This is a genomic window from Burkholderia cenocepacia, from assembly GCF_900446215.1.
Lineage (GTDB): Bacteria > Pseudomonadota > Gammaproteobacteria > Burkholderiales > Burkholderiaceae > Burkholderia > Burkholderia cenocepacia.
This window is the reverse complement of the sequence record NZ_UAQZ01000007.1, coordinates 415,167-439,334: the sequence shown is the minus strand read 5'-3', so window position 1 is coordinate 439,334 and position 24,168 is coordinate 415,167. Positions and strand designations below refer to the sequence as shown.

The window sequence follows — 24,168 nt, the reverse complement described above, 5'->3', positions numbered from 1 at the left end:
TATTTCGGCAATTTGACAGCGTCCCGCCGCGACACGACGGCGAGTTGATCCGGCGCGACATGCCGGGCCGTGCGGAAGCCTTGCATGGGGTGCCCCGACCGGTTTCCCCGTTCGGCAAGCATGAACAAGCAACGACCATCCGGCCCCGCTCGCCGGAAATCTAGAGCTTCCCCTCCATTTCGGCCCTTCATTAGGAGAAGCCCTCATCTCCGGGGGCTGGCGCGCGACGTCGAACCGGCTATGATCATTACATTGCTCAATGACACATTAAATGCTGACTGAATAACCGTGTGGCGATGGACGCCGGCGGATGCATTCCGGATCAGCACCCCAGCCTTGCCCAGGACCCGCGTTGCGCCGAGACGCGAACGCGGGCCGACACATGGAGACGCATCATGGCCGACCACCATCCGCTGCCGGAAGTCCACCTCGACGAGCTGCCGCAATTCCGCGCGGTCCAGCAACTGGCGTACCGCTGCGTCGAAACCGTCGGCGCGATGCTCTACCCCGGCATCACCGAGAAGGAAGCCGCGCGCCTCCTGACCGAATGGCTGCAGGACAACGGCGTGCACGACTGGCTGCACAAGCCGTTCGCGTGGTTCGGCGACCGCACCGCGTTCGAAGGCTTCTCGGGCCTCAAGCACATGGGCGGCTTCAATCTCGCGTTCTTTCCGAGCAACCGGCAACTCGAAACCGACATGCCGGTGATCCTCGACGTCGCACCGGTGCTCGACGGCATCGTCGCCGACGTCGGCTACGCGCACTGCCTGGGCCACAACCCGATCCTCGAGCAGTTGCAGGACGACCTGATGGACCATCGCGACATGATCGTGCGGCTCGTGAAGGAGCGCCGGTCGATGGCGGAAGTCGCGCAGGAAGTCGACGCGCTGTGCCGCCGCCAGGGCGTCGAGCCGCGCCACAAGGCCTATCCGTTCAAGGTGCTCGCGCATCGCGTCGCGAAGATCCACAAGCTGTCGAAGCCGCGCTTCGTCGCGCGCTTCGGGCTGAACGCGACGCGCAACCTGCTGCTCGACCAGGGCCGCGCGGCGAAGCAGCAAGGCTGGTCGCCGCTGTGGTCGATCGACCGCCGCTCCGAGCATGCGCCCGTGCCGGGCCTGTGGGCCGTCGAGCCGCATCTCGGCTTCGCCGGCGTCGGCGCGAAATTCGAGGAACTGCTGGTGATCACCGACGACGACGCGTACTGGCTCGACGAGGACCTGCCGCACGTGCGCCGCTGGCAGCGCCGCCAGGCCGGACGCGCGCAGGCGGCGTCGACCGTGCCGGCCGCCGCCTGACGCGCCCCTTCCTCACGAATCCCTGAACGACGGACTCACGATGCAGCCTCTTTCCGACGAAGCGCCGCTGGCCCTGTTCGAATCGGTTCACAACGAAACGGCGGTCGCCTCCGGCGACCTGACGCTCGCGGTCCGGACCTGGGGCGACCCGGCCCGCTCGCCGGTCGTGCTGGTGCACGGCTATCCCGACGACAGCAGCGTCTGGCAGCATGTCGCGCCGCTGCTCGCGCGCCGGCACTACGTGATCGCGTACGACGTGCGCGGCGCGGGCCTGTCCGGCGTGCCGACGCGCACGGCCGACTACCATCTCTCGAAGCTGACCGACGATTTCGTCGCGGTGATCGATGCGCTCTGCCCCGGCCGCGCCGTGCACCTCGTCGCACACGACTGGGGTTCGATCCAGGGCTGGGAATTCGTCACCGATCCGCGCCTGGCCGGCCGCATCGCGTCGTACACGTCGTGCTCGGGGCCGTGCCTCGACCACGTCGGCTTCTGGCTGCGCGAACGCGTGCTGCGGCCGACGCCCGCGTCGCTCGCCAAGCTCGGCGGCCAGCTCGTGCGCTCGTGGTACGTGTACCTGTTCCACCTGCCGTTCCTCCCCGAACTCGGCTGGCGGCTGTGGCTCGGCCGCGCGTGGCCGGGCCTGCTGCGCCGGCTCGAGAAAACGCCCGCCGCGCCGCGCCCGACGCAGGCCGACGACGGCGCGCGCGGCGTGCGCCTGTATCGCGCGAACTTCATCCGCTGCCTGTTCGCGCCGCGCGAACGCTACGCGCACGCACCGGTGCAGACGATCGTGCCGCTCGGCGACAAGTACGTGAGCCCCGCGCTGTCCGAAAACCTGTCGCGCTGGGTGCCGCAGTACTACCGCCGCGAAGTCGCGGCCGGTCACTGGCTGCCGCTCGCCGATCCCGCGCGCTTCGCGGATCTCGCCGGGCAATTGATCGACGCAGTCGAATCCGGCAACGAACCGCCCGCGCTCGCGAACGCGCGCCGCCGCGCCACCAGCGGGCGCTTCAGCGGCAAGGTCGCGGTCGTCACCGGCGCGGGCAGCGGCATCGGCCGCTGCGCGGCGCTGGCCTTCGCACGCGAGGGCGCGACGGTCGTCGCATGCGACATCGATCTCACGAGCGCCGAGCGCACCGCACTGCTGATCGGGCTGACCGGCGCGCACGCGCATGCGAAACGCGTCGACGTCGGGTCCGCCGACGAGATGGAAGCGCTCGCGGCCTGGGTCGGCAGCGAACTCGGCGGCGCGGACGTCGTGATCAACAACGCGGGCATCGGCATGGCCGGCGGCATCCTCGACACGAGCGCGCGGCACTGGGAGCGGATCCTGCACGTGAACCTATGGGGCGTGATCCACGGCTCGCGGCTGTTCGCGCAGCAGATGGCCGCGCGCGGCACCGGCGGGCATATCGTCAATACCGCGTCGGCAGCCGCATTCGGCCCGTCGCGGGACCTGCCCGCCTATGCGACGACCAAGGCCGCGGTGCTGATGCTCAGCGAATGCATGCGCGCGGAACTCGCGGACAAAGGCATCGGCGTGACGGCCGTGTGCCCCGGTTTCGCGGAGACGGGAATCATGGCGTCGACGCACTATGCGGGCGCCAACGCGCAGGACGAAGCGCGGCTGCGCAAGCGCGCGACGAAGCTGTACCAGATGCGCGGCCTGAAACCGGAAACCGTCGCGCAGGCGATGGTCGACGGCGTGCTGCGCAACCGCCCCGTCGTCGCGGTCGGCGGCGAAGCGCACGCGCTGCGCTTCGTCGGCCGCTTCATGCCGTGGCTCGGCCGGATGATCGCCCGCGTCAGCATGGCATCGCATTGACGGCGCACGACGCCGCACTGGGAGACAACATGACCGATACCGCCGACTATCACAAGATCAAGGCCCGGCACGTGAAGTTCGACTTCAGCGACACGCCGGTCACCTGGGTGCCGAACGATCCGGGCAGCACGCACATCATCAACACGCTGAACCTGCTGTTCCCGGAAGGCGAGCTGTGGTTCTGCCGCGTGTACAACAAGGCGCTGCCGCTGATCACCGATGCACGCCTGCGCGACGAAGCCGAAGGCTTCCTGCGGCAGGAAGCCGTGCATTCGCGCTCGCACGGCGGCGTGCTGAAGCACTACTACGACCGCCACGGCATCGACACGAAGCCGTTCACGCAGAAGCTCAACCGTTTGTTCACGCGCGTGCTGGGCGAAGCCCCGTTCGGGCTGAAGATCGGCCATACGCGCTTCTGGCTGCGGCAGCAACTGGCCGTGATCGCGTCGCTCGAGCATTTCTTCGGCTATCTCGGCAACTGGGTGCTCAACGCGCACGGACTCGACGAAGGCCGCGCCGACCCGACGATGGTCGACCTGCTGCGCTGGCACGGCGCCGAGGAAGTCGAGCACCGCACCGTCGCGTTCGACATCTACCGGCATATGGGCGGCACCTATCCGGAGCGGTGCGTGCACATGGCGTTCGTGATCCTGCTGCTGCTCTATTACATCACGACCGGCGCGAAATTCATGTACCGGCGCGATCCGGACGCCGGCCGCTACCCGGGCTTCGTGCTCGCGTGGTGGCAGGGTTCGCGGCGCGGGCACCTGCCGTCGTTCTGGAAGGTGATCGGCGCGGCGCTGCGCTATTTCAAGCCGGGCTATACGCCGCATCACGAAGGCTCGACCGAGCAGGCGCTCGCGTACCTCGCCCGCTCGCCGGCTGCGCAGGCGGCCGCGCACGGCGGCAACTGGGGCACGACGAAAGGCGCGTGACCGGGTTTTCGGCCGGCCCGGCAGGCGGCGCCCGCCGAAATGCGTACAATCGCGGCTTCATTTCCCGGAGGTGCCGCGATGGCCATGAAGAAAACCGATCTCGAAAAGAACAAGGCGCTCAAACTGACGCACGCGATGAAGCAGTCGAGCTCCGCGCGTTTCGGCAAGGGCGCCGACGAAGCGGCCAAGCTGGACCGCCGCGCGCAGCGCAAGCTCGACCAGGAACAGGGCCTCGTGCCGTTCGCGTGCAAGCTCAACGCCGCGCTCGTCGAACAGCTGAAGGCACGCGCGGCCACGCACCCGGAAGGGATGACGGGCCTGCTGTCGGAACTGCTCGTGAACGGCCTCGCGCAACGCGACGCGTAACCGCCACGTATCTCGAAATTGCCGTTGACACGGCAGCGCGGCCACGACACACTCGTTCGCATGCCTATGCTCAAGCCCGTCGCCATCGCGCATGAAAACCGAGTGAACGCCCATACGCGGCGATCACCGGAGGCGCTTGTGCGTTAGCATCGAGATTCAGTCACGCATATCACGAGGCCTCGCCGGAAACGGATGAGGCCTTTTTGTTTGGGGTGCGCGTCATCCCGACCGGCTCAACGGATGGAGATGACGATGGACCACGCAAGCCGGCTGGTTGTCTGCCCCGATCGGTGCCGCACCGATACGATCGCATTGCCGAGCGTCGAGCTGCATTTCATGGTCGCGCCCGGCAAGACGCTGACGTGGCGCGCGCAGCACGACGCCGAGATTCGCGTACACGACGCAACGCTGTGGATCACGCGGCTCGGCAGCATCGACGATTACCGGCTGCGCACCGGCGACGTGCTGCGCGTACGGCGCGGTGACCGCATCTGGATCGGCGCCGGCGACGCCCAGCCCGCCGAAGCGTCGATCGCGACCGCGTACGTGATGCGGCGCGATACGTCGCTGGGGCGGGCGATCGCACGGATGCGCGACATGCTGGGCAGACGAGGTCGAAGAACGCGCGAGTGACGCATCCTGTATCGCCCGTGCATATCCCGAAAATAGTCGTTGACAACGCCGCACGCCGACAACAAAATCGTTCGCATGCCTACGTTCAAGCTCATCGCCATCACGATGCATTGCCCGGTGAACATTCGAAAGAATGGATCACGGGAGGCGCTTGTGCGTTAGCAATCGGGCAGTACCGCATGTCACACAAGGCCTCGCCGGAAACGGATGAGGCCTTTTTGTTCTGGTGCACGTCATCCGTCCGGCTCACTGAATGGAGAAGACGATGGACCAGGCAAGCCCGCTGTTTGAACGCCGCGATCGGCGCCACGCCGGCACGATCGCATTACCGACCGTCGTGATCCGTTTCGCGGTCGCGCCACGCACGACGATGACCTGGCGCGCGCCGCAGGATGCGGAGATCCGCGCGCACGGCGCGGCGCTGTGGATCACGCGGCCGCCGAGCGTCGACGATCACTGGGTGCGGCCCGGCGAGGTGCTGCGTATCGCACGCGGCGAGCGCATCTGGCTCGGCACCGATGCCGACCGGTCGGCCGAAGCGACGATCACGACCGCGTACGTGCGGCGCGGCGAGCGCGTCAAGCGCATGCTCGCGCAAGTGCAACGTTTGCTCGTCGGGATAGGGAGAAGGAGCGGATGAGCGACGTGCCGTGTCGCACGCGTCACGCGCGCGACACGCGGAGCGGCCGCGACCGGAAACGGGCGCACCCGCGGCGCAACGCGCCGCAGGTGCGCATCGAAGGACGCGGCACGCCGGTGCATGCCGCGAGCGATCGCGCGCCGTGCGCAGCGACGGGATGCAGCAAAGGCATCAGGTGCTGGCGGCGAGACGCGGGCCCGTGCTTCGTGGAGTGGAATCGAGGTCGGGACGTTGCGCGGCCTGCGAGGTCACCCACGGATCGATGCCCTGCTTCTGCACCTCTTCGAGGAATGACACACGTGTGCGCCAGTAATCCGCCTGTAATTTCGCATCGATGACGCGCTGTTCGGCTGCGAACAGTTCCATGCGCGCCGTCACGAGCATCGACGCAGCGGTTTTTTCCGGCGTGGGGGCGTGTCGCATCGCCCAGCGGCTGATCCAGTTCAACATGCTGACCTCCGTGATTACGGACGAACCCGCATCGGGCAATCGCAACCGGCCGTGCCTGCCCAAACGCGCAACGGCCTTGACCGCCATTCACCGCCTGGCCTGCACGGACTGCGACTCCCCCGCGTCGGCAATGACCGGCCGGCGTGTGCATGCGCGGTGTATCTATCCTAGAAAGACTTGCCGGTTTACGCGATGGGGTCTTGCAATCTTTTACACAGAAACCACAGTCGTCCCCGCATCGCGAAATGACTGTTGCGCACGGGACGGCTTCGGCGCACGATAGCCCGATACCTGCAACGGCCTGGACTGACGAATGGCCGCCGCACGCCGCGGCCGCGCATCCGCATCGGCCGCGCACGCGCGTTCGCGCGCACCGCCGCCTGCACCGCGTTCGTGCAGCATGCGGGCGCTGCGTTTCAGTCGCATGTCATCGCGCACCGGCCGCGTGCGATGCCGCCAGCGTGCCGTTGCGCACGCATCGGCCCGTCTCGCCCGCCTGCCCCGCGCCGCTTCCCGTCGCTTCCCGTCGTTTCCACCGCTCCCGCCGTTTCAGCCATTTCTGCCGGCCCGCGCCGCGCGAACCGGTAAAATGCGCGCCTTCGTCGCGCGGGCGTGCTGCCAGACCGTTCGCGCGCAGGCAACCGATCGTGCCCCCAACTATATCGTCCGAGCTATCCACGCTATTACAATCCGCCGATAGCCGGACAATAGTGGCTGGTTACAGTTAGCCGGCCGCGCGCTGCCTTTACAACAATTCGGCACAACAATCAACACGACAACCCGACCGGAGAAACGCCTTCATGGAATCCATCAAGCGGTATTTCGGCTTCGCTGAAGCCGGCACCGACTTCCGCACCGAAATACTCGCGGGCGTCACCACGTTCCTGACGATGGCCTACATCATCTTCGTCAACCCCGCGATTCTCGGCGACGCCGGCATGCCGAAGGAATCCGTGTTCGTCGCGACCTGCCTCGTCGCGGCGTTGGCGTCGATCATCATGGGGCTGTACGCGAACTACCCGATCGCCTGCGCGCCCGGCATGGGCCTGAACGCGTATTTCGCGTACACGGTCGTCAAGGGGATGGGTTTCACGTGGCAGGCGGCGCTCGGCGCGGTGTTCATCTCCGGCTGCCTGTTCCTGCTCGTCACGCTGTTCCGCGTGCGCGAGGCAATCGTCAACGGCATTCCGAAATCGCTGCGGATTTCCATCACCGCCGGCATCGGCCTGTTCCTCGGCATCATCTCGCTGAAGACGTCGGGCGTGATCGTCGGCAACCCGGCCACGCTCGTCACGCTCGGCGACCTGCACAAGCACGAGACGATCCTCGCGATCGTCGGCTTCTTCACGATCGTCACGCTCGACCACCTGCGCGTACGCGGCGCGATCCTGATCGGCATCATCGGCGTGACGATCCTGTCGTTCTTCTTCGCCGGCAACCAGTTCCACGGCGTGTTCTCCGCGCCACCGTCGATCGACGCGACGCTGTTCAAGCTCGACATCGGCGCCGCGCTGTCGACCGGCATCATCAACGTGATCCTCGTGTTCTTCCTCGTCGAGCTGTTCGACGCGACGGGCACGCTGATGGGCGTCGCGAATCGCGCGGGCCTGCTCGTCGAAGGCAAGATGAACCGCCTGAACAAGGCGCTGCTCGCCGACAGCACGGCGATCGTCGCGGGCTCGGTGCTCGGCACGTCGTCGACCACCGCGTACATCGAAAGCGCGTCGGGCGTGCAGGCCGGCGGCCGCACCGGCGTGACGGCGATCACCGTCGCGGTGCTGTTCCTCGCGTGCCTGTTCATCGCGCCGCTCGCCGGCGTCGTGCCGGCCTATGCAACGGCGCCCGCGCTGCTGTACGTGTCGTGCCTGATGCTGCGCGAGATGGTCGAGGTGCCGTGGGACGACGCGACGGAAGCCGTGCCGGCCGCGCTGACCGCGCTGCTGATGCCGTTCACGTATTCGATCGCGAACGGCGTCGCGTTCGGCTTCATCGCGTACGGCGGCCTCAAGCTGCTGACGGGCCAGGGCCGCACGGTCAAGCCGATCGTCTGGATCATCGCGGCCGTGTTCCTGTTCCGCTTCTTCTATCTGGGCAGCGAGTAAGCGAAGCGCATCGCCGCGCCGCACGATGCAACGAAAAAACGCCACCTTCGGGTGGCGTTTTCGTTTTCGCACGATTCATCCGCGATCCTGACGAATCGACGCGCACGTCCCTATCGATGGTCGACCATCCCGCCCGGCCCGCATACGAAAATGCCGCCCGGCCCCACCGAACGGCATTGCGTGAAAGGCAACGTCTTCGTGCGCCGCGCTCGGTCGCGCGCGCCGCCGGACGAGCGTCGTGTCGTCAGCGCCAGTTGGCCTCGTAGAAACGCACATAGCCGCTGCGCAGCGTCACGCACTGCGCGCGCGTTTCCGACAGCAGGCGCCGTGCGGCCGCCTCGATGCGCTCGCGGTGCTGGTCGAATGCGCCGACCATGTCCTCGAAGCGCGGCGACGCCGCACCGAAGTGGTCTTCCAGCGCCTCGGCGGTGATCTGACATTGGACGCGCTCGCCATTGACCAGTGCCGTGAACCCCAGCATCAGGTCACGCCCCGAATACTCAGGCTTCTCGTTCGTGAAATGGATCTGCATGGGCGCCGCCTCGACCGGTAGAAAACGAATGACCGCGTCCGTCGTCCGCTACCGGCCGGACGAAATGTACGCGGGCTCGCCAGCGGAGGCCCCGACCGCGGGGTGTGGCGCGGTCGATGCATGCCGGTTGAATTCCACTTTAGACGGTTTCGCGCGGGACACAAAAATTTCGGTATGCGTCGTTCCGACGCGCATTTCGTCTGATCTGCGCGGCATCCGGCACCGTTTCAGCAACGGACGTCAGTGCGGATCGGTCGGCCAGATGTTGAGCGCGATCGCGGCGGTCGTGACGCCCACCGCAATCGCGGCCGCCCCGTATCTCACCGCATCGGTCAGATCGAACAGCAATCCGTGGATCGCCACGGCAATGCCGCCCAGCATGATGAAAGTGGCGATGGCCGCCAGCACGACTCTCAGTTCCGCCCGAACCATGATGCGTCTCCCGAACGGATGCATGTCGCGTCGCATGCATGTTGCACTGCGGAACACGGCGCGTGCGTGCTCCATTTCCATCATTGCAGGCGGGCGCTTAAAAGCAAGGGGATTTTGTTCGCGGTCGCGCATCGCACGTGGCGCTTGTATGATGATGCGTACCCGGACGGTCGGCCGTCGCGCCGAATGGTGCACCGCGAGCGGAGCCGCACTCCGCCGCCGATTCCGATCCGGTCGGCCCCGGGAACAGGAGACACATCATGCCGCAACCCTTCGTGCTGCCCGCCACCGCGGGGCGTACCGACCTGCTCGCGCAGGCGCATGCGCGTTCGACCGCGGTCGGCCTGCGCGCGCACGAACGCCCCGATTTCTCGCCGCTGTCGCGCGTCGCGCTGCGCGAACTGCTCGACACGAACCACACGCTGTTCTCGCACGCCCGCCCGGTGATGGAGGACCTCCACGCGCAGATCGCCGAGACGCAAAGCCTCGTGCTGCTGACCGATGCCGACGGCGTGATCCTGCACAGCATCGGCGACGCGGACTTCATCGAGAAAGCGAACCGCGTCGCGTTGTGCAACGGCGTGTCGTGGGCCGAAGGCGCGCGCGGCACCAACGCGATCGGCACCGCGCTCGCGTCGGGCCACGCCGTGGTCGTGCACGGCTCCGAACATTTCCTGCGCGCGAACCACATCCTCACCTGCGCATGCGCGCCGATCGTCGATCCGTTCGGCCGCACGCTCGGCACGCTCGACGTGAGCGGCGACCCGCGCGGCTCCAGCCCGCATACGCTCGCGCTGGTGCGAATGTCCGCGCAACTGATCGAGAACCACCTGTTCGCGAACCAGTGCGGCGAAGCGCTGCGGCTGCGCTTTCACGCGCACGAGGATTGCGTCGATTCGCTGTTCGCCGGGCTCGTCGCCTTCGGCCCCGACGGCGGGCTGATCGCCGCGAACCGCAGCGCCCAGTTCCAGCTCGGCGCGTCGTTCGACGCACTGCAGCATCAGGCGAGCGACGCGTTGTTCGGCATGCGCTTCGCCCAGCTCGCGCAGCAGGCCGCGCGCGCGCCGGGCGCCACGTTCTGCCTCACGCTGTCGACCGGCGTGCGCGTGCTCGCCCGCTGCGAATTCCCGGAAGCGCAGAAAACGACCGTCGCCGTCACGCCGCCGGCGCCGGCTGCGCGCGTGCGAGCACCGGACCCGGACGCGATCACGTTCGCGACGCTCGACACCGGCGACGCGCGCATGGCCGCCGTACTCGAACGCGTCGCGAAGATCCGCGGGCGCGACCTGCCGCTGCTGATCCTCGGCCAGACGGGCACCGGCAAGGAATGGCTCGCCCGCGCGCTGCACCAGGCGTCGCCGCGCGCGGACGGCCCGTTCGTCGCGGTCAACTGCGCGGCGCTGCCCGATTCGCTGATCGAGGCCGAGCTGTTCGGCTACGAAGACGGCGCGTTCACGGGCGCACGCAAGCGCGGCAGCCCCGGCAAGATCGCGCAGGCCGACGGCGGCACGCTGTTTCTCGATGAAATCGGCGACATGCCGCTCGCGCAGCAGGTGCGGCTGATGCGCGTGCTGCAGGAGCGCGCGGTGATGCCGCTCGGCGGCGCACGCGCGGTGCCGGTCGACGTGCGGGTGGTCTGCGCGACTCACCGCGACCTGCGCGCGATGATCGCGGAAGGCACGTTCCGCGAGGATCTGTTCTACCGGATCAACGGGCTCGCGGTCACGCTGCCGGCGCTTGCCGCCCGCACCGACCTGCCGGCGCTCGTCGAGCGCATCCTCGCGCGGCTCGCGCGCAGCGAGCCGATGCCGCGCCGTCTCGCGGCCGACGTGCTCGATGCGTTCGCGCGCCATCGCTGGCCCGGCAACCTGCGGCAGATGACCAACGTGCTGCGCACGGCCGGCATGCTCGCCGAAGACGAAGCCGAAATCACGCTCGCGCATTTGCCCGACGATTTCTGGCTCGACTGCGACGATGCGCCGGCTGGGCCAGCGGCGGCCACCCCGGCCCCATCGGCCGGCAAGCACGAAGGCACGACGCTGCAAAGCCACCAGGCCGCGATGATCGACGCGGTGCTCGCGCGGCACGGCGGCAACGTGTCGGCGGCCGCGCGCGAACTCGGCCTCGCCCGCAATACCGTGTACCGGTATCTGCGGCGGCACTGATGCACACGGCCGGCGGCCGGCGCGTTCGGGTATGCTTGGCGCGTTGCCGCCGAACCGCCGCCCGCTTCAGTCATGACCGATCCAGAACACCCGCCCGTCGTGCGCATCGAGCCGCTCGGCGCCACCTTCGACGCGCCCGATGCGCTGACCGTGCTCGAAGCCGCCGCATTCGCGCGCGTATCGCTGCCGCGCTCGTGCCGCAACGGCACGTGCCGAAGCTGCCTTTGCCGGATCGTCAGCGGCAGCGTACGCTACACGATCGAATGGCCGGGGCTCTCCCGCGAGGAAAAGGCCGACGGCTATACGCTGCCGTGCGTGGCCGTCGCGACGTCGGACCTCGTGCTCGACGTGCCCGACGCGGTCATGCTCGACTAAACACGGCGCGCGACCGCGCGCGTCGCCCTGCAACGCTCGATCCTGCATGGAGAACGTGATGGTCCAGCCAACCGATCGCATCGAAAAACAGACGCTGCTCGCCGCATCGCCCGACCGCGTCTGGGCAGCCGTGAGCAATTCCGGCGAATTCGGCCAGTGGTTCGGCGTGTCGTTCGACGGCCCGTTCGAGGCCGGCCAGTCGCTGTTCGGCCGCATCACCCCCACCCGCGTCGACGACGACGTCGCCAAGGCGCAGGAGCCCTATGCGGGCACTGTGTTCGAAATCGTCGTCGACCGTATCGAACCCAAGCAACTGTTCTCGTTTCGCTGGCATCCGTTCGCGATCGATCCGAATGTCGATTACGCGTCCGAGCCGATGACGCTCGTCACGTTCACGCTCGCGGCGCAGGCGGGCGGCACGCTGCTCACCGTCACCGAAACGGGCTTCGACCAGTTGATCGAAGCGCGTCGCGCGACCGCGCGCGACATGAACGACCAGGGCTGGGCCGCGCAGATGACGCTGATCGCAAAGTATCTGGCGCTGCACGCGTAGCGCGCCGCTACGCCGCACGTCCGCGCCGACCGGCGCATCGACGTGCGTGGCATAATCGGCGGCATCGTCGTCCACCCGCCGCCGCGCATCGCATGCTGAGTCGTCGTCTCCGGAAGATCGGCAGTCTGATCGGGATGCTCGCCATCCTGATGACGGCGCTCGCGCCGACGATCTCGCAGGCGCTGACCACGCAAGGGCGCGTCGACGCGCTGCTGGCCGGCTACTGTTCGTCCGCGCCGGCCGCCGGCACGCCGTCCGCCGATGCGGCGACGAAAAGCCTGCAGGCCCATCTCCAGGCGTGCGGCTACTGCAGCCTGCTTGCCCATACCCCCGCGCTGCCCGCGCCCGAACTGACGTTCGCGGCTCACGTGCACGCAATCGAGCATCGCGCGGCCACCCGCTTCGAAAGCCTGCGCCGCGCGCTACCGCTCACGTCCGCGCAACCGCGCGCCCCACCGTTCACGTCCTGATCCGTCGTCATTGCGCGTGATGCCGTCGTGCATCGCGCCGTCCGCGCACGCCGCCGGCGTGCGCGACGTGTCACGTTTCGAAGGACGATCATGTCTCACCCTGCTGCGCACGGCGTCGTGCCGGGCATGTGGTTGGCCGCCGCCGGTTCGGATTGCCGCGCCCGCATTCGCCCGCATGCGAATGCCTGGCCGCGCAGGTCCGCGCCGACCGGCGTCGGCATCGATGCCGCTCCGCGCAGCCGTCCGTCGAATCCGTTTTTTCATCCGATTCGTCATTCGCTCATCCAGCCATGAAAACCACCCTTTTCGTTCGCGGCGCACTCGCCGCACTCGGCTTCGTCGTCATCCAGGCCGCCCACGCGCATGCGCTCCCGAAAACGCAGGACCCGGCGCCCGACGCCACGCTGTCCACCGCGCCGCACGCGGTCACGATCGATTTCGGCGAGGCGCTCGAGCCGGCGTTCAGCTCGATCGCCGTGACCGACAGCCAAGGGCAATCGGTCGTCGACGGGAAATCGGCCGTCGACGCCGGCAACCGGAAGCGAATGCACGTCCCACTCGCGAACCTGAAGCCCGGCACCTACACGGTCGCGTGGATCGCGGTGGCCAGCGACGGCCATCGCACGCACGGCCGCTACACGTTCACGCTGAAGTAACGCATGGCACGCACGCGGTGCGCATCGGCGCTTCGTGCCGAGCGCATTCGCATCGATGCCCGCGGCATCGCACCCAATAAGGAGAACACATGATGAAACGCCCGATTCCGACCGGCCTGCTCATGGCACTGACGCTGCACGCCACCGCCACGTTCGCCGCGCCGGCCATCCAGGCCGATGCGTGCTGGATCCGCACGATGCCGGCGACGGTGCCGTCGTCCGGCTACTTCACGCTGAAGAACCACGGCGACGCGCCCGCGACGCTGACCGGTATCGACACGCCCGCCTACGGGATGGCGATGGTGCATGAAACGCAGACGAGCGGCAGCACCGCGAAGATGGTGCACGTCGATTCGGTCGTCGTGCCGGCGCACGGCTCGGTGACGTTCAAGCCGAAAAGCTATCACGTGATGCTGGAGGAGCCGCGCCAGGCCGTCGCGCCCGGCGCGAAGGTGCCGTTCCGGCTGCACTTCGCGGACGGCTCGACCGTGTCCGTGACCTGCGACGCGAAAGCGCCGACCTACGCCGGCCAGTAACGCCGCCCGCCTCACGATCGAAGGAGACGCACATGAAAGACCGCCTGCCGCTGGCCGACCTGATCGTTCGCTACCGGACACCGCTGAATGTCGCGGTACTGATCGTCTGCGGGTTGTGGGCCGCATGGATCGCGTGGATGACACGGCCTGCCGCCATCGATACACCGCCGTCGATTCCCGCGTACTGCATGCGCGACGCGCGCTGACAGGCCGGACGGCACGGTTCCGGCGGCGGCCCGAGCCATTATTGGCGTGGCATCATCGCGTCATCCCGACCGCCGGAACCGCCTCTCGGAGCGCCGCATGTCCATTCAGACCTGGATGCTGTTTACCGCCGCCTATCTCGCGACGACGCTGTCGCCGGGGCCCAACGTGCTGCTCGTGATCCGCAACACGGTGCGCTACGGCGCGCACGGCACCGCGGCGACGATCGCCGGCAACCTCGTCGCGCAGGGTGTGGTCGTGCTGCTGGTCGCGCTCGGCGTCGGCGCGGTGCTGGCCGCGATGCCGCCGCTGTTCGTCGCGATGAAGGTGATCGGCGCCGCGTACCTGATGGTCCTGGGTGTCCGGCAGTTGCGCGGCGACCGCAAGGCCGCCGCATCGAGCGGCCCAACGGAAATCGCCGTGCCCGATCGCCGCAAGCTGTTCCGCGAAGCGCTGTTCGTATCGGGCAGCAATCCGAAGACGATGATCTTCCTGTCCGCGTTCATGCCGCAGTTCGTCGTGCACGACCGGCCGCTCGCGCTGCAGTTCGTCGTGATGTACGCGACGATCGCGTGCACGGTCGTCGTCGTTCACAGCGTCTATTCGGCCGGCGTGCGCCGCCTGCATCGCGGCTTCGGCATGAGCCGCGCGGTACGCGCGCTCAAGCGCGCGAGCGGGCTGCTGTTCGTCGGGCTCGGCATCAAGCTGCTGAGTGCACGGCAGGCATGAGTCGACCCCATCCGTTCAGCGCATGCGCTCGGCCAGCGCGGCCGTGATCTCGTCGAACGACGGCCGCGCATCGACGTCCTCGTTCACACAGGCCGCCGCCAGCGCATCGAGCGCGTCGGCGTGCGATCCACAGCGCTCGAGCAATTCGCCGAGCAGATAGCCGAACGCGCGCACTTCGAGCCGCTCGAACCGGGCGCCCCATATACGCGCGTTCGGGTCGTACAGCGACGCCGCGCCGAAATCCCCGAGCAACGCGCCGCCTGCACCGTCGTGCAGGATGTTGTGCGCATACAGGTCGCCATGCATGATGCCGCGCGCGTGCAGATGACCGGCGACCGACGCGATGCCGTGCGCGATTCGCACCGCTTGCGCCGGATCGAACCTCGCATCGGCGGCGTAGACGTCGCGCGTGCAGGACGCGAAGCTCGGCGGCCCGGCGAGGTTCGTCAGCACCGGATCGACCAACGCCATCACCAGGCCGCGCGTGCCGTCCGGATGCCCGCGCAGCTTGCCGATCACCGGGATCAGGTTCGGATGACCGCCGGCATGCAGGCACGCGGCCATTTCGCAATCGGGCAGGCCGTCGCTCGTCACCGCGCCCTTGAACAGCTTGACCGCGACCGTGCGCGGCGGATGGCCGTCCGCGCGCCACTGCGCACGGTAAATGACGCCCGACGCGCCCTCGCCCAGCTTCTGTTCGCATGACAGCGCCGCCCAGTCGATCTCCGCGACGTCCGGTTCCGCGGACGCCGCGGCCTCCGGCACCGCGCCGAGCGGATTGCCGGCAACGGCGAGCCATGCGAGACGCGGCAGGCGCAGCAGCCAGTCGGGCAACGCCTCCAGCCGGTTCGCGGACAGGCGCACCAGTTCCAGCGCGCGGCACGCGGCCAGTTCCGCGGGCAGCGCGCGCAGCTGGTTGCCGGCGAGCATCAGCTTCTGCAACCGCGCACAGTCGCCGATGTCGGCCGGCAGTTCGTCGATCGCGTTGTCGGTCAGGATCAGCCAGCGCAGCGCACGCGGCAGCGCGCCATGCGGCACGGTGCGGATCCGGTTCGCCTTGAAGCCGATCATGTCGAGCTGCTCGCACGCGCCGAGCACGCCAGGGAAAGCGGTGAAGCGGTTGCCCGACGCGAACAGGATGCGCAGGCGATGCAGCCGCGGCAGATCGTCGGGCAGCGCGGACAGCGCATTACCGGTCAGGTCGAGCACTTCGAGCGTGTCGGCCAGATCGAAGATCTCGCGCGGAAATTCGGTCAGCCCGCACGCGAGCTTGAGTTGCCGCGCGCCCGCCAGTTGGCCGGCCTGCAGGTGTTCGAGGGTGTGGGTCACGGGAAGAAAACGGGTGGCGGTTGCGTTGATCGTCGGGTCGATCGGACGAATTCTACCGGGATCGATCGAGTACCCGTGCACGACCTTGTCACACCCCCTTCACAAACGCGCGATGTGACGTTAGAATTGCGCCCCTTGCAGTGCCGACGTGGTGAAATTGGTAGACACGCTATCTTGAGGGGGTAGTGGCGAAAGCTGTGCGAGTTCGAGTCTCGCCGTCGGCACCAGATGCGTTTTCCCCGCATTCCAGCATTCTCTGAAACCCGCGACAGCACTTGGCTGCGCGGGTTTTTTGTTTTCCGCTACGCCAACAATAAAAAATTCCGCACCACCGCCGACGGCTCGTCGCAGCGCGACGCAATCGCCAGCCTGGCGCGAAACCGGTTACCCGCGAACGGCCGGTACACGACCCCGGGAACCTGCACCTGCGTAATCGCCTTCGGCACGACCGACACGCCGAGCCCGGCCGCCACCAGCGTCACCGCGGACGCGATCTGCGGCGCCGGTTGCGCCATGCGCGGCTCGAACCCGGCGGCCCGGCACGCGGCGACGATGTCGTCGAACAGCGCGCCGCCGGCCGCGCGCGGCACCTGCACGAACGACTCGTCGGCCAGTTCCGCCAGCTCGATGCGCCGCCGCTGCGCGAGCCGGTGCGCGACGGGCAGCGCGACGAACATCGGCTCCTCGTCCCAGTCCGACACCCGCAGCGTCGCGGCGACGCGACGCTCGGGCCGCACGATCGCGACATCGACGCGCCCGGCCTCGAGCGCCTCCAGCAAAACCCCCGACGTCGCTTCCTGCAACGTCAGCTCGGCCTCCGGAAACGCCTCCCGAAAGCGGCGAATCAGATCCGACACCTTCGGATTGAACGCGGCCGTGCCGGTGAAGCCGACCCGCAAATGGCCGGTTTCCCCGCGCGCGGCGCGCCTGGCCGCCCGGGCCGCGCGCTCGGCATCGTCGAGCACGCGTCGCGCCTCTTCCGCGAACACCTCGCCCGCCAGCGTCAGCTCGGCGCCGCGCGCGGTCCGCTTGAACAGCTCCACGCCGAGCTCGTTCTCGAGCGCCTTGATCTGCTGGCTCAACGGCGGCTGGCCGATGCCGAGCGTTTCGGCGGCCTTCGTGAAATTCGACGCGGCCGCGACGGCCAGAAAGTAGCGGAGATGCCGGAGTTCCATGCGTGACGTGACCTCGCGGTGAGTCGGATTAACCCGTCAGCCAGTGTTAAAACATATGGCTGCGGTTCATTTCATATATTGGACATATACATGACCGTGCGCAAGAATTCGTGTATTCCGTCGCACAACGAGTGCCTTCATGTCCTCCGCTTCGATTTCCCGTTCCCTGCCCGGCGCGCAGAACACCGCACCCGATGCGCTGCCGGCCGGTGTGTCCCCGCGCTCGGCCGCGTACAAGCGCATCGCATTCGCGCTGTTCCTCGCCGGCTTTTCCACTTTCTCGCTGCTGTACTGCGTGCAGCCGCTGCTGCCCGCGTTCGCCCGCGAGTTCAACGTCGGCGCGGCGTCGAGTTCGCTCTCGCTGTCGCTGTCGACCGGGATGCTCGCGGTGTCGATCCTGTGCGCCGGCGCGCTGTCCGAACGCGTCGGGCGGCGCGGGCTGATGTTCGCGTCGATGACGCTGGCCGCGCTGTTCAACCTGCTCGCCGCGTGGTCGCCGAACTGGCACCTGCTGCTGGTCTGGCGTGCGCTCGAAGGCTTCGCGCTGGGCGGCGTGCCGGCGGTGGCGATGGCGTATCTCGCGGAAGAAATCGCGGCGGACGGCCTCGGCTTCTCGATGGGGCTCTATGTCGGCGGGACCGCGTTCGGCGGCATGATCGGGCGGATCGGGATGAGCGCGCTCGAAGAGCACTTCTCGTGGCGAACCGCGATGCTGTCGATCGGCGTCGTCGACCTGCTCGCGGCGATCGCGTTCGTGATGCTGCTGCCGCCGTCGCGACGCTTCGTGAAGCGCACCGACCTGACGCTGCGTCACCACCTGCGGCTGTGGCACGCGCAATTGCAGCACGGGCGCCTGCCGTTCGTATTCGCGATCGGCTTCCTCGTGATGGGCGCGTTCGTGACGATCTACAACTACGCCGGGTTCCGGCTCATGGCCGCGCCGTTCAACCTGAGCCCAACCGCATGCGGGCTGATCTTCGGCGCGTACCTGTTCGGGATGGTGTCGTCGTCGAGCGCCGGCGCGCTCGCCGATCGTCTCGGGCGGGCGCCGGTCCTCGTCAGCGGCATCGTCGTGTTCGCGGCGGGCCTCGCGCTGACGCTGTCGCACTCGCTCGCCGCGATCGTCGTCGGCATCGTGCTCGTGACGATCGGCTTCTTCGTCGCCCACTCGGTCGCGAGCGGCTGGGTCGGCGCGCTCGCGGGCGCCGCGAAGGGGCATGCGGCTTCGCTGTATCTGCTCGCCTACTACGTCGGGTCGAGCGTGCTCGGCTCGGTCGGCGGCGCGTTCTGGCAACGCGGCGCGTGGACGAGCGTCGCCGCGTACGTCGCGGTGCTGCTCGTCATCGCATTGCTGGCGGCGCGGCGGTTGAGCCGCGCTTGAGCCGCGCTCAGCCACGCGTGGCCAGACGCAGCGCGGCGCGATGCGCACCCTGCATCGCACGCCGGCCGCGCAGCCGTCACGACACCAGCGCATCGTCCCCCTTCACCGCATACGCCGCCTCGCGCCGCCGCAGCTTCATCGCGATCAGCGCCGCCAGCACCGCGAGCGCGACGCCGGTGAGAAACCCGCCCGTGTAACCGACCTTCGCGGTCAGCGACAGGATCGTCGACGACGCGATCAGCTCGCCGAGATCGCGCGTGCTCTGCACGGCCGTCACGTCGGTGCCGGCCTGATCGCTGCCGCCGGCGAAACGCATGCCGGCCGTCATGATCGACACGGACGTGATGCCGGTCGCCAGCGAGCCGAGCACCGTGCACAGCCACGCCCACGACGGCGACACCGGCAGCCACCCATTCGCCTGCGCGAACCACAGCAGCGCGGCCGCGCCCGCGCAACTCACGCCGGCCGTAAACGCGCGCCACAGCCCGAGCGCCCTCACGAGCCACGCGCCGCCGCCGCAACCGAGCACGACCGTCACGACGCCGCCCGCCATCCCGAGTTTGCCGATCGCGTCGAGCGACCAGCCCGCGTCGTTGAGGAACAGCTTCGACAGGCCGAAGCCCGATACGGCGGTCATCGCCGACAGCAATGCGAGCGACAGCAGCGACCACGAACGCGGCCGCTTCGCGAAGCGCACGAGGCTCGCATCGTGTTCGGGCCGGACGCGCGCGCGATCCGCGTCGCGCGGCAGCACCCACAGCACGCAGACGAGGCTCGCGAGCGGGACGGCGGCCAGCGCGAGAAACGCGGTAGGCTGGCCGAACAGGCCGATCAGCGTCAACGTGCCGGCGCCGCCGCCAAAGAAGCCGATCATCACGCCCGCGATCTGGATCGCGTTGATCTTCGCGAGCGTGTCGCCGCTGAAATGCTCGGCGGCCATCCCGTCGTTCGCGATGTCCTGCGTCGCGCTCGCGAGCGACGCGACGGCCAGCAGCCCGACCGCCCAGCCGGCCGTCGCGACGGTCATCCCGATCTGCGCGAGGCTGACCAGGCACAGCACGACGATCGTCTGCATCGGCAGCATCCAGCTGCGCCGCCGGCCGATGCGGGGCGACCAGCGGTTGTCGACGACGGGCGCCCACAGGAATTTCACGACCCACGGCAGCCCGACGAGCGGCAGGAACGCGAGCGCGTGAAGCGGCGCGCCGTCGTGGCGCAGCAGCGTCGGCATCGCGTCCATCGCGATGCCGATCGGGATTCCCTGTGACAGGTAAAGCAGCGTGATCGTGATGACCAGGCGGCGATGTTCGAGCAGGTCGCGCATCGAAGTCTCCAGTTGCATGAGGTTAAAAAGGTTCGGCGCCGGCCGGCACGCGCGCAGGCTGCATCGCGTCGCGCCGCGGACGGCGGGCCGCACGCAGCAGCAATGCGCCGAAGGCGACGAGCGCCACGTCGATCGGCCAGTACACGGGCTGGCCCGCGCCCCGCAGCGCGAGCGCGCAATGGGTCGCGCCGGCCAGCCCGTACGCGATGCCGGCCGCACGCATCAGCACGCGCAGCCATGCCGCGCGATCGGCGACACAGGCCGCGAGCGCGATCGCGCCGCCCCACACGGCCCAGAACAGCATCGCGAGCGCATGGTCGACGTGCACGCCGTCCGGCAGCGCACGGCCGGCGAACAGCAGGGCGCCGCCCGCGAGCACGAGCCCGCCGCACACGCCGACCGCGGCGGCGGCCAGCACGTCCGCCGAACGCTCGCGCTGCGCACGCCGCCGCTCGATCCACAGGTGCAGCCCCGTCGCGCACAACGCGCACGCGGCGAGTCCCATCAGGAAATGCAGCACGCGCAGCCCATCACCGGCCGCCCCCACCCAGCCGTATTGCGCGAAATGCAGCGGCTGCACCGCGATGAACGCGCGCAGCCAGAAGCCGCGGCCGCGCGACGTCGCATCGGCGAGCCATTGCCCGTCCGTCGCACGGTACAGGTGGCGTTCGAACACGGCGGTGCTCGGCAGGCCCGCGGTCGTGCCGGCAATCTCGACGCGCGCATTCACATCGCCCCAGCGATGCAGCACGACGGCTTCGGGCCGGAAATCCGGCCTGCGCACCGCGTCGCGCCGCAGCAGCGCATCGAGATCGGGCGCATGTCGCCACGGGCCGCCGGCTTCCACGGGCGGCGGCCCGCCCAGCAGTTCGGCGAACGCACGCTGCGGCTGCCCCGGATACGCGACGCCCGCGAGCGACACCGTGCCGAGCGCGCCGAGCCCCGACAACGCGCCGGTGAACGCAAACAGCACGAGCCACGGCGTGCCCCACAGGCCGATCCATGCGTGCAGGTCGAACAGCGCGACGCGCAAGCCGTGGCCGCGCCGGATGCGCGCCGCATCGGGCCAGCGCTTGCGATGCACGACGATGCCCGCGACGATGAGCACGAGCAGCACGATGCCCCACAGGCTGACGAAGATGCGCCCGGGGAAGCCGGCGAACAGCGTCTTGTGCAGCGTGACGATCAAGGTCGCCCGCCCTGCGTCGGGCAGCGGCGCGCCGGTTGCCGGATCGAGTGCGAGCGTGCATGTCTGGCGCGCGTCGCAGAAACGGATGGCCGGATCGTCCGGCCGCGGCAGCACGATGCGCGCGTCGCGCAACGCCACCCCGAGCGACGCCGCGCGCGTGACGAGCGCGTCGAGCGGCAACGTCGGCCGCGCGACGGCCACCGCCGGCGGCCGCCACCAGCCCTGCATCGAATCGAATGCGAGACTCCAGGCACCGCGGAACAGCACGACGAACAGCACCACGCCGAACAGCGCACCGGCGCCGCGATGCAGCGCGCGCCAGCGCGAACGCGACGAAGCATCCATGTCAGCGCCCTCCCCAGAACATCGCGCACGGCACGAGCACCGCGAGCCACACACCCGCGCGCCACGCGGCCTGCCGCCAGCCGGGCGCGACGAGCACCCACAGCAGCGCGGCGACGCTCGCGGCGAGCGTCAGCAACACGGCCGCATAGAGCCGGTTCAGGCCGTCGTCGGGGTAATGACGGGCCAGCGTGAGCGCGAGCGCGACCGCACCCGGCAGCACGCCGCCGATCGCGATCGCCGCCCGCGCCCCCCAGCCGGACGCCATCAGAATTGCCCGCGCACGGTCAGCATCACGTTGCGCGGTTCCCCGTAACGGTTGTTCCAGCCGGGCTGGCTCAGGCTCAGGTAGTAGTGGCGGTCGAACAGGTTGTTGACGTTGAGCGCGGCGCTCCAGTGCTTGTCGTAGCGGTAGCCGAGCCGCACGCTCGCGAGCGCGTAGCCGCCCTGGCTCATCGTGACGCCGTTCGCCTGCGCCGAGTAGCTGCTCTGCACCTGCACGCCGCCGCCGATGCTCCAGCGCCGCTCCTGCCACGGCAGGTCGTAGTTGGTCCACAGCCGGAACAGGTGGCGCGGATTCAGCAGCGGCGCGAACGAACCCGCGTTCGCGAGGTTGTCCGCATAGCGCATCGTGTCGTACGTGTAGCTCGCCCACACGCTCCACCACGGCGTGATGCGGCCGTTCGCCTCGAACTCGAAACCCTGGCTGCGCACGCTGCCGCCGTTCACGTAGTAGCAGCTCGGCCCCGCGCACGGGTGCGCGAGGTCGACCTGCGGGTTGTTGTCGAGATCGATGCGGAACGCCGCGAGCGACACGTTGAGCTTGCCGCCCGCCAGTTCGCCCTTCACGCCCGTTTCGTAGGTGCGCCCCTTCACCGGCGTCAGGATGCCGCCGCCCCACATCGACTTGGTCTGCGGCTGGAACACCTCCGCATAGCTCGCGTACCACGACCAGTCGCGCGCGAAATCCCAGATCAGCCCGCCGTATGGCGTGAACTGGTGGCCAGTGTTGTAGTGCGCGCCGAGGCTGTCCTGGTTCCACCAGCTCATCCGGCCGCCGAGCACGAGCGTCAGCGGTTCCGCGAGCTTGATGCGGCCGAGCCCGTAGACGCCCTTCTGCGAAATGTCGTTCTGCTGCGATTGCTGGTACGGCCCGATGCCGGGCTCGGGCACGCTGCTCGGGTTCCAGCGATACACGTTCACCGGCGTGCCGGCCACGTCGCCGAGCAGCGGCGCCGTCATCTGCCCGCTGCTGCTGTTCGCGTAGGTGACGCCGAACAGCAGGTCGTGCGTGAGCCCGAACGCATGCACGGGGCCCTGCACGTTCGCATCCAGGCTGCGGCTGTAGCTGCTGAACTGGTACGCGGCGCCGGTCAGCCGGCCGCCGGCGCCCGTCGCCGGATCGATCGCGCCGAACGAACCCGCGTACTTCAGGTCCGAGCGCACGCTCTGGTATTCGCCGCTGACCTTTGCTTTCCAGCCGGCGCCGAGCTTCTGCTCGACCGACGCGAACGCACGCGTCGTGTCCCAGTTGAAGCGGCCCCACGCGGTGTCGAGGAACGTCGAGCGCGACAGGCCGAGGCTCGATCCGTCGCGCGCCATCGGCACGCCGGACATGTCGGGCACCGACGACGTGGTCTGGTACTGCGCGCCGAACGTGAGCAGCGTGTCGCGCGTCACGTCGACTTCCGTGACGCTGTAGATCGAACGCGTGTCCTGCTTCGCATGGTCGTAGAAGAAGTGGCGATCCTCGTACGCGGCGACGAGCCGGCTGCGCACGGTGCCGGCCGCATTGAGCGGGCCGCCGATGTCGGCTTCCGCGCGATAGCGGTCCCAGCTGCCGACGCTTGCGGTCGCATGCGCGGAAAACTGGTATTGCGGGCGCTTGCGCACGAGGTTGACGGTCGCGGCCGGATTGCCGGAGCCGTGCAGCAGCCCGTTCGCGCCGCGCAGGATTTCCACGCGCTCGTACACCGAGATGTCCTGCGGCGCGCTCGCCATGTCGCCGATCACGACCGGCACGCCGTCGAATTCGAACGAATCGACCTTGAAGCCGCGCACGAAGTACGCGGTGGTGAGCAGCACGTAAGGCTGGACCGTCACGCCGGCCGACTGCTGCATCACCTCGTCGAGCGAGAACAGGTTCTGCTGGTCGATCCGCTCGCGCGTCGTCACGCTGACCGACTGCGGAATCTCGCGCAACGCGAGCGACATCTTGCCGACCGTCGCCACCGACGGATCGTCGGCCACGCTGCGCGACGCATTCACCGCAATCGCCTTCAACTCGCCCCCGGCAGGCTGCGCGGCGGCCGCCTCTTCCTTGCGGACTTCCGCGCCGCCCGCCGGTGCCGCATCGGCGAACGCCGCCGCCGGATGCGCGGCGATCAGCAGGCCGAGGTACAGCGACGGACGCCAGCGCCCGAAACGGGCGACGCGCGCGCCCCGCATCATCGATCTCTCAGGTTCCCGTACCTCGTACCGCATTCACGCCCCCGTATTTGATAATCATTCTCATTATCAATTAGAA

The 24,168-nt window shown here is 68.6% G+C and carries 26 protein-coding genes and 1 tRNA gene; 17 read left to right on the top strand and 10 right to left on the bottom strand.

Annotated features, from left to right (window positions below):
• Positions 1-395: 395 nt before the first annotated feature.
• The 6 genes from DTA15_RS15965 (at position 396) to DTA15_RS15940 (ending at position 5,697) form a co-directional block, all read left to right on the top strand.
• A complete protein-coding gene (locus tag DTA15_RS15965) occupies positions 396-1,295 on the top strand; it encodes a M24 family metallopeptidase (protein ID WP_006486262.1) in 900 nt (299 codons plus the stop codon).
• A 40-nt stretch (positions 1,296-1,335) separates the two neighbouring features.
• Complete coding sequence (locus DTA15_RS15960) at positions 1,336-3,123, top strand: SDR family oxidoreductase (RefSeq protein ID WP_006493552.1); 1,788 nt, start codon at positions 1,336-1,338, stop codon at positions 3,121-3,123.
• A 29-nt stretch (positions 3,124-3,152) separates the two neighbouring features.
• Positions 3,153-4,058 (top strand): metal-dependent hydrolase, encoded by a 906-nt coding sequence (locus DTA15_RS15955; protein ID WP_012493501.1) that lies wholly within the window; start codon positions 3,153-3,155, stop codon positions 4,056-4,058.
• 78 nt (positions 4,059-4,136) lie between these two features.
• Positions 4,137-4,424: a hypothetical protein gene (locus DTA15_RS15950; protein WP_006486730.1), complete on the top strand. Its 288-nt coding sequence runs from the start codon at positions 4,137-4,139 to the stop codon at positions 4,422-4,424.
• Positions 4,425-4,676: 252 nt separating this feature from the next.
• Positions 4,677-5,057, top strand: coding sequence for a DUF2917 domain-containing protein (locus tag DTA15_RS15945; RefSeq protein WP_006486718.1), 381 nt, complete (start codon positions 4,677-4,679; stop codon positions 5,055-5,057).
• 265 nt (positions 5,058-5,322) lie between these two features.
• Positions 5,323-5,697 (top strand): DUF2917 domain-containing protein, encoded by a 375-nt coding sequence (locus DTA15_RS15940; protein WP_006493550.1) that lies wholly within the window; start codon positions 5,323-5,325, stop codon positions 5,695-5,697.
• Between the two features lie 171 nt (positions 5,698-5,868).
• On the opposite strand, the gene DTA15_RS15935 is transcribed toward DTA15_RS15940, so the two are convergent.
• On the bottom strand, positions 5,869-6,147 hold the full coding sequence (locus DTA15_RS15935) for a hypothetical protein (protein WP_006480752.1): 279 nt from the start codon (positions 6,145-6,147) through the stop codon (positions 5,869-5,871).
• A gap of 427 nt (positions 6,148-6,574) precedes the next feature.
• Positions 6,575-6,826: a hypothetical protein gene (locus tag DTA15_RS15925; RefSeq protein ID WP_006486741.1), complete on the bottom strand. Its 252-nt coding sequence runs from the start codon at positions 6,824-6,826 to the stop codon at positions 6,575-6,577.
• Between the two features lie 121 nt (positions 6,827-6,947).
• On the opposite strand from DTA15_RS15925, the gene DTA15_RS15920 reads away from it, so the two are divergent.
• Positions 6,948-8,249 (top strand): NCS2 family permease, encoded by a 1,302-nt coding sequence (locus tag DTA15_RS15920; protein WP_006480751.1) that lies wholly within the window; start codon positions 6,948-6,950, stop codon positions 8,247-8,249.
• Between the two features lie 244 nt (positions 8,250-8,493).
• Here DTA15_RS15920 and DTA15_RS15915 read toward each other — a convergent pair whose 3' ends face one another.
• Both DTA15_RS15915 and DTA15_RS15910 read right to left on the bottom strand, forming a co-directional pair.
• Positions 8,494-8,781: a DUF1488 family protein gene (locus DTA15_RS15915; protein ID WP_006486743.1), complete on the bottom strand. Its 288-nt coding sequence runs from the start codon at positions 8,779-8,781 to the stop codon at positions 8,494-8,496.
• 240 nt (positions 8,782-9,021) lie between these two features.
• Entirely contained in the window at positions 9,022-9,297 is a 276-nt protein-coding gene (locus DTA15_RS15910; protein ID WP_006498826.1) for a DUF2964 family protein, read from the bottom strand.
• Positions 9,298-9,473: 176 nt separating this feature from the next.
• On the opposite strand from DTA15_RS15910, the gene DTA15_RS15905 reads away from it, so the two are divergent.
• From DTA15_RS15905 to DTA15_RS15870, 8 genes are all read left to right on the top strand, one after another.
• A complete protein-coding gene (locus tag DTA15_RS15905) occupies positions 9,474-11,378 on the top strand; it encodes a sigma-54-dependent Fis family transcriptional regulator (RefSeq protein ID WP_006486755.1) in 1,905 nt (634 codons plus the stop codon).
• A gap of 72 nt (positions 11,379-11,450) precedes the next feature.
• The gene (locus tag DTA15_RS15900; RefSeq protein WP_006486753.1) at positions 11,451-11,753 is read left to right on the top strand and encodes a 2Fe-2S iron-sulfur cluster-binding protein; all 303 of its coding nucleotides are present in this window, start codon (positions 11,451-11,453) and stop codon (positions 11,751-11,753) included.
• Positions 11,754-11,811: 58 nt separating this feature from the next.
• The gene (locus tag DTA15_RS15895) at positions 11,812-12,306 is read left to right on the top strand and encodes an SRPBCC family protein (RefSeq protein WP_012493504.1); all 495 of its coding nucleotides are present in this window, start codon (positions 11,812-11,814) and stop codon (positions 12,304-12,306) included.
• Positions 12,307-12,398: 92 nt separating this feature from the next.
• Positions 12,399-12,776 carry a DUF2946 domain-containing protein gene (locus DTA15_RS15890; protein ID WP_012493505.1) on the top strand — a complete coding sequence of 126 codons (378 nt, stop codon included), beginning with the start codon at positions 12,399-12,401 and terminating at the stop codon, positions 12,774-12,776.
• Positions 12,777-13,066: 290 nt separating this feature from the next.
• Complete coding sequence (locus tag DTA15_RS15880) at positions 13,067-13,432, top strand: copper resistance CopC family protein (protein ID WP_006486759.1); 366 nt, start codon at positions 13,067-13,069, stop codon at positions 13,430-13,432.
• A gap of 92 nt (positions 13,433-13,524) precedes the next feature.
• Positions 13,525-13,968, top strand: coding sequence for a copper chaperone PCu(A)C (locus tag DTA15_RS15875; protein ID WP_012493506.1), 444 nt, complete (start codon positions 13,525-13,527; stop codon positions 13,966-13,968).
• 32 nt (positions 13,969-14,000) lie between these two features.
• Positions 14,001-14,174 (top strand): hypothetical protein, encoded by a 174-nt coding sequence (locus DTA15_RS38585; protein ID WP_006486739.1) that lies wholly within the window; start codon positions 14,001-14,003, stop codon positions 14,172-14,174.
• Between the two features lie 97 nt (positions 14,175-14,271).
• A complete protein-coding gene (locus tag DTA15_RS15870; RefSeq protein WP_006493549.1) occupies positions 14,272-14,901 on the top strand; it encodes a LysE family translocator in 630 nt (209 codons plus the stop codon).
• Positions 14,902-14,916: 15 nt separating this feature from the next.
• On the opposite strand, the gene DTA15_RS15865 is transcribed toward DTA15_RS15870, so the two are convergent.
• On the bottom strand, positions 14,917-16,230 hold the full coding sequence (locus DTA15_RS15865) for a leucine-rich repeat-containing protein kinase family protein (protein ID WP_034178267.1): 1,314 nt from the start codon (positions 16,228-16,230) through the stop codon (positions 14,917-14,919).
• Positions 16,231-16,372: 142 nt separating this feature from the next.
• On the opposite strand from DTA15_RS15865, the gene DTA15_RS15860 reads away from it, so the two are divergent.
• Positions 16,373-16,457, top strand: a tRNA-Leu gene (locus DTA15_RS15860).
• A 75-nt stretch (positions 16,458-16,532) separates the two neighbouring features.
• On the opposite strand, the gene DTA15_RS15855 is transcribed toward DTA15_RS15860, so the two are convergent.
• Positions 16,533-17,405 carry a LysR family transcriptional regulator gene (locus tag DTA15_RS15855; RefSeq protein WP_006486745.1) on the bottom strand — a complete coding sequence of 291 codons (873 nt, stop codon included), beginning with the start codon at positions 17,403-17,405 and terminating at the stop codon, positions 16,533-16,535.
• Between the two features lie 139 nt (positions 17,406-17,544).
• On the opposite strand from DTA15_RS15855, the gene DTA15_RS15850 reads away from it, so the two are divergent.
• Complete coding sequence (locus DTA15_RS15850; protein ID WP_006486714.1) at positions 17,545-18,786, top strand: MFS transporter; 1,242 nt, start codon at positions 17,545-17,547, stop codon at positions 18,784-18,786.
• 76 nt (positions 18,787-18,862) lie between these two features.
• Here the strand turns inward: DTA15_RS15850 and DTA15_RS15845 are convergent, their stop codons facing one another.
• The 4 genes from DTA15_RS15845 to DTA15_RS15830 are packed head-to-tail and all read right to left on the bottom strand — an operon-like array spanning position 18,863 to position 24,092.
• Entirely contained in the window at positions 18,863-20,110 is a 1,248-nt protein-coding gene (locus DTA15_RS15845) for a RhtX/FptX family siderophore transporter (RefSeq protein WP_006486728.1), read from the bottom strand.
• A 22-nt stretch (positions 20,111-20,132) separates the two neighbouring features.
• Entirely contained in the window at positions 20,133-21,644 is a 1,512-nt protein-coding gene (locus DTA15_RS15840; RefSeq protein WP_006486737.1) for a PepSY-associated TM helix domain-containing protein, read from the bottom strand.
• Between the two features lies 1 nt (position 21,645).
• Positions 21,646-21,909, bottom strand: a complete 264-nt coding sequence (locus DTA15_RS15835; RefSeq protein WP_006486734.1) for a hypothetical protein — start codon at positions 21,907-21,909, stop codon at positions 21,646-21,648.
• Positions 21,909-24,092 (bottom strand): TonB-dependent siderophore receptor, encoded by a 2,184-nt coding sequence (locus tag DTA15_RS15830; protein WP_006486761.1) that lies wholly within the window; start codon positions 24,090-24,092, stop codon positions 21,909-21,911. Before DTA15_RS15830 ends, DTA15_RS15835 begins: the two co-directional genes overlap by 1 nt.
• Positions 24,093-24,168 lie beyond the last annotated feature (76 nt).

Excerpts from the sequence above, each read along its gene's own strand:
- DTA15_RS15850 (WP_006486714.1), top strand. The coding sequence starts at position 17,545 with ATGTCCTCCGCTTCGATTTCCCGTTCCCTGCCCGGCGCGCAGAACACC.
- DTA15_RS15915 (WP_006486743.1), bottom strand. The coding sequence starts at position 8,781 with ATGCAGATCCATTTCACGAACGAGAAGCCTGAGTATTCGGGGCGTGAC.
- DTA15_RS15920 (WP_006480751.1), top strand. The coding sequence starts at position 6,948 with ATGGAATCCATCAAGCGGTATTTCGGCTTCGCTGAAGCCGGCACCGAC.
- DTA15_RS15835 (WP_006486734.1), bottom strand. The coding sequence starts at position 21,909 with ATGGCGTCCGGCTGGGGGGCGCGGGCGGCGATCGCGATCGGCGGCGTG.
- DTA15_RS15945 (WP_006486718.1), top strand. The coding sequence starts at position 4,677 with ATGGACCACGCAAGCCGGCTGGTTGTCTGCCCCGATCGGTGCCGCACC.
- DTA15_RS15965 (WP_006486262.1), top strand. The coding sequence starts at position 396 with ATGGCCGACCACCATCCGCTGCCGGAAGTCCACCTCGACGAGCTGCCG.
- DTA15_RS15830 (WP_006486761.1), bottom strand. The coding sequence starts at position 24,092 with ATGATGCGGGGCGCGCGCGTCGCCCGTTTCGGGCGCTGGCGTCCGTCG.
- DTA15_RS15880 (WP_006486759.1), top strand. The coding sequence starts at position 13,067 with ATGAAAACCACCCTTTTCGTTCGCGGCGCACTCGCCGCACTCGGCTTC.
- DTA15_RS15875 (WP_012493506.1), top strand. The coding sequence starts at position 13,525 with ATGAAACGCCCGATTCCGACCGGCCTGCTCATGGCACTGACGCTGCAC.
- DTA15_RS15940 (WP_006493550.1), top strand. The coding sequence starts at position 5,323 with ATGGACCAGGCAAGCCCGCTGTTTGAACGCCGCGATCGGCGCCACGCC.
- DTA15_RS15955 (WP_012493501.1), top strand. The coding sequence starts at position 3,153 with ATGACCGATACCGCCGACTATCACAAGATCAAGGCCCGGCACGTGAAG.
- DTA15_RS15905 (WP_006486755.1), top strand. The coding sequence starts at position 9,474 with ATGCCGCAACCCTTCGTGCTGCCCGCCACCGCGGGGCGTACCGACCTG.
- DTA15_RS15855 (WP_006486745.1), bottom strand. The coding sequence starts at position 17,405 with ATGGAACTCCGGCATCTCCGCTACTTTCTGGCCGTCGCGGCCGCGTCG.
- DTA15_RS15890 (WP_012493505.1), top strand. The coding sequence starts at position 12,399 with ATGCTGAGTCGTCGTCTCCGGAAGATCGGCAGTCTGATCGGGATGCTC.
- DTA15_RS15950 (WP_006486730.1), top strand. The coding sequence starts at position 4,137 with ATGGCCATGAAGAAAACCGATCTCGAAAAGAACAAGGCGCTCAAACTG.
- DTA15_RS15840 (WP_006486737.1), bottom strand. The coding sequence starts at position 21,644 with ATGGATGCTTCGTCGCGTTCGCGCTGGCGCGCGCTGCATCGCGGCGCC.
- DTA15_RS15900 (WP_006486753.1), top strand. The coding sequence starts at position 11,451 with ATGACCGATCCAGAACACCCGCCCGTCGTGCGCATCGAGCCGCTCGGC.
- DTA15_RS15845 (WP_006486728.1), bottom strand. The coding sequence starts at position 20,110 with ATGCGCGACCTGCTCGAACATCGCCGCCTGGTCATCACGATCACGCTG.
- DTA15_RS15960 (WP_006493552.1), top strand. The coding sequence starts at position 1,336 with ATGCAGCCTCTTTCCGACGAAGCGCCGCTGGCCCTGTTCGAATCGGTT.
- DTA15_RS15870 (WP_006493549.1), top strand. The coding sequence starts at position 14,272 with ATGTCCATTCAGACCTGGATGCTGTTTACCGCCGCCTATCTCGCGACG.
- DTA15_RS15895 (WP_012493504.1), top strand. The coding sequence starts at position 11,812 with ATGGTCCAGCCAACCGATCGCATCGAAAAACAGACGCTGCTCGCCGCA.
- DTA15_RS38585 (WP_006486739.1), top strand. The coding sequence starts at position 14,001 with ATGAAAGACCGCCTGCCGCTGGCCGACCTGATCGTTCGCTACCGGACA.
- DTA15_RS15935 (WP_006480752.1), bottom strand. The coding sequence starts at position 6,147 with ATGTTGAACTGGATCAGCCGCTGGGCGATGCGACACGCCCCCACGCCG.
- DTA15_RS15910 (WP_006498826.1), bottom strand. The coding sequence starts at position 9,297 with ATGATGGAAATGGAGCACGCACGCGCCGTGTTCCGCAGTGCAACATGC.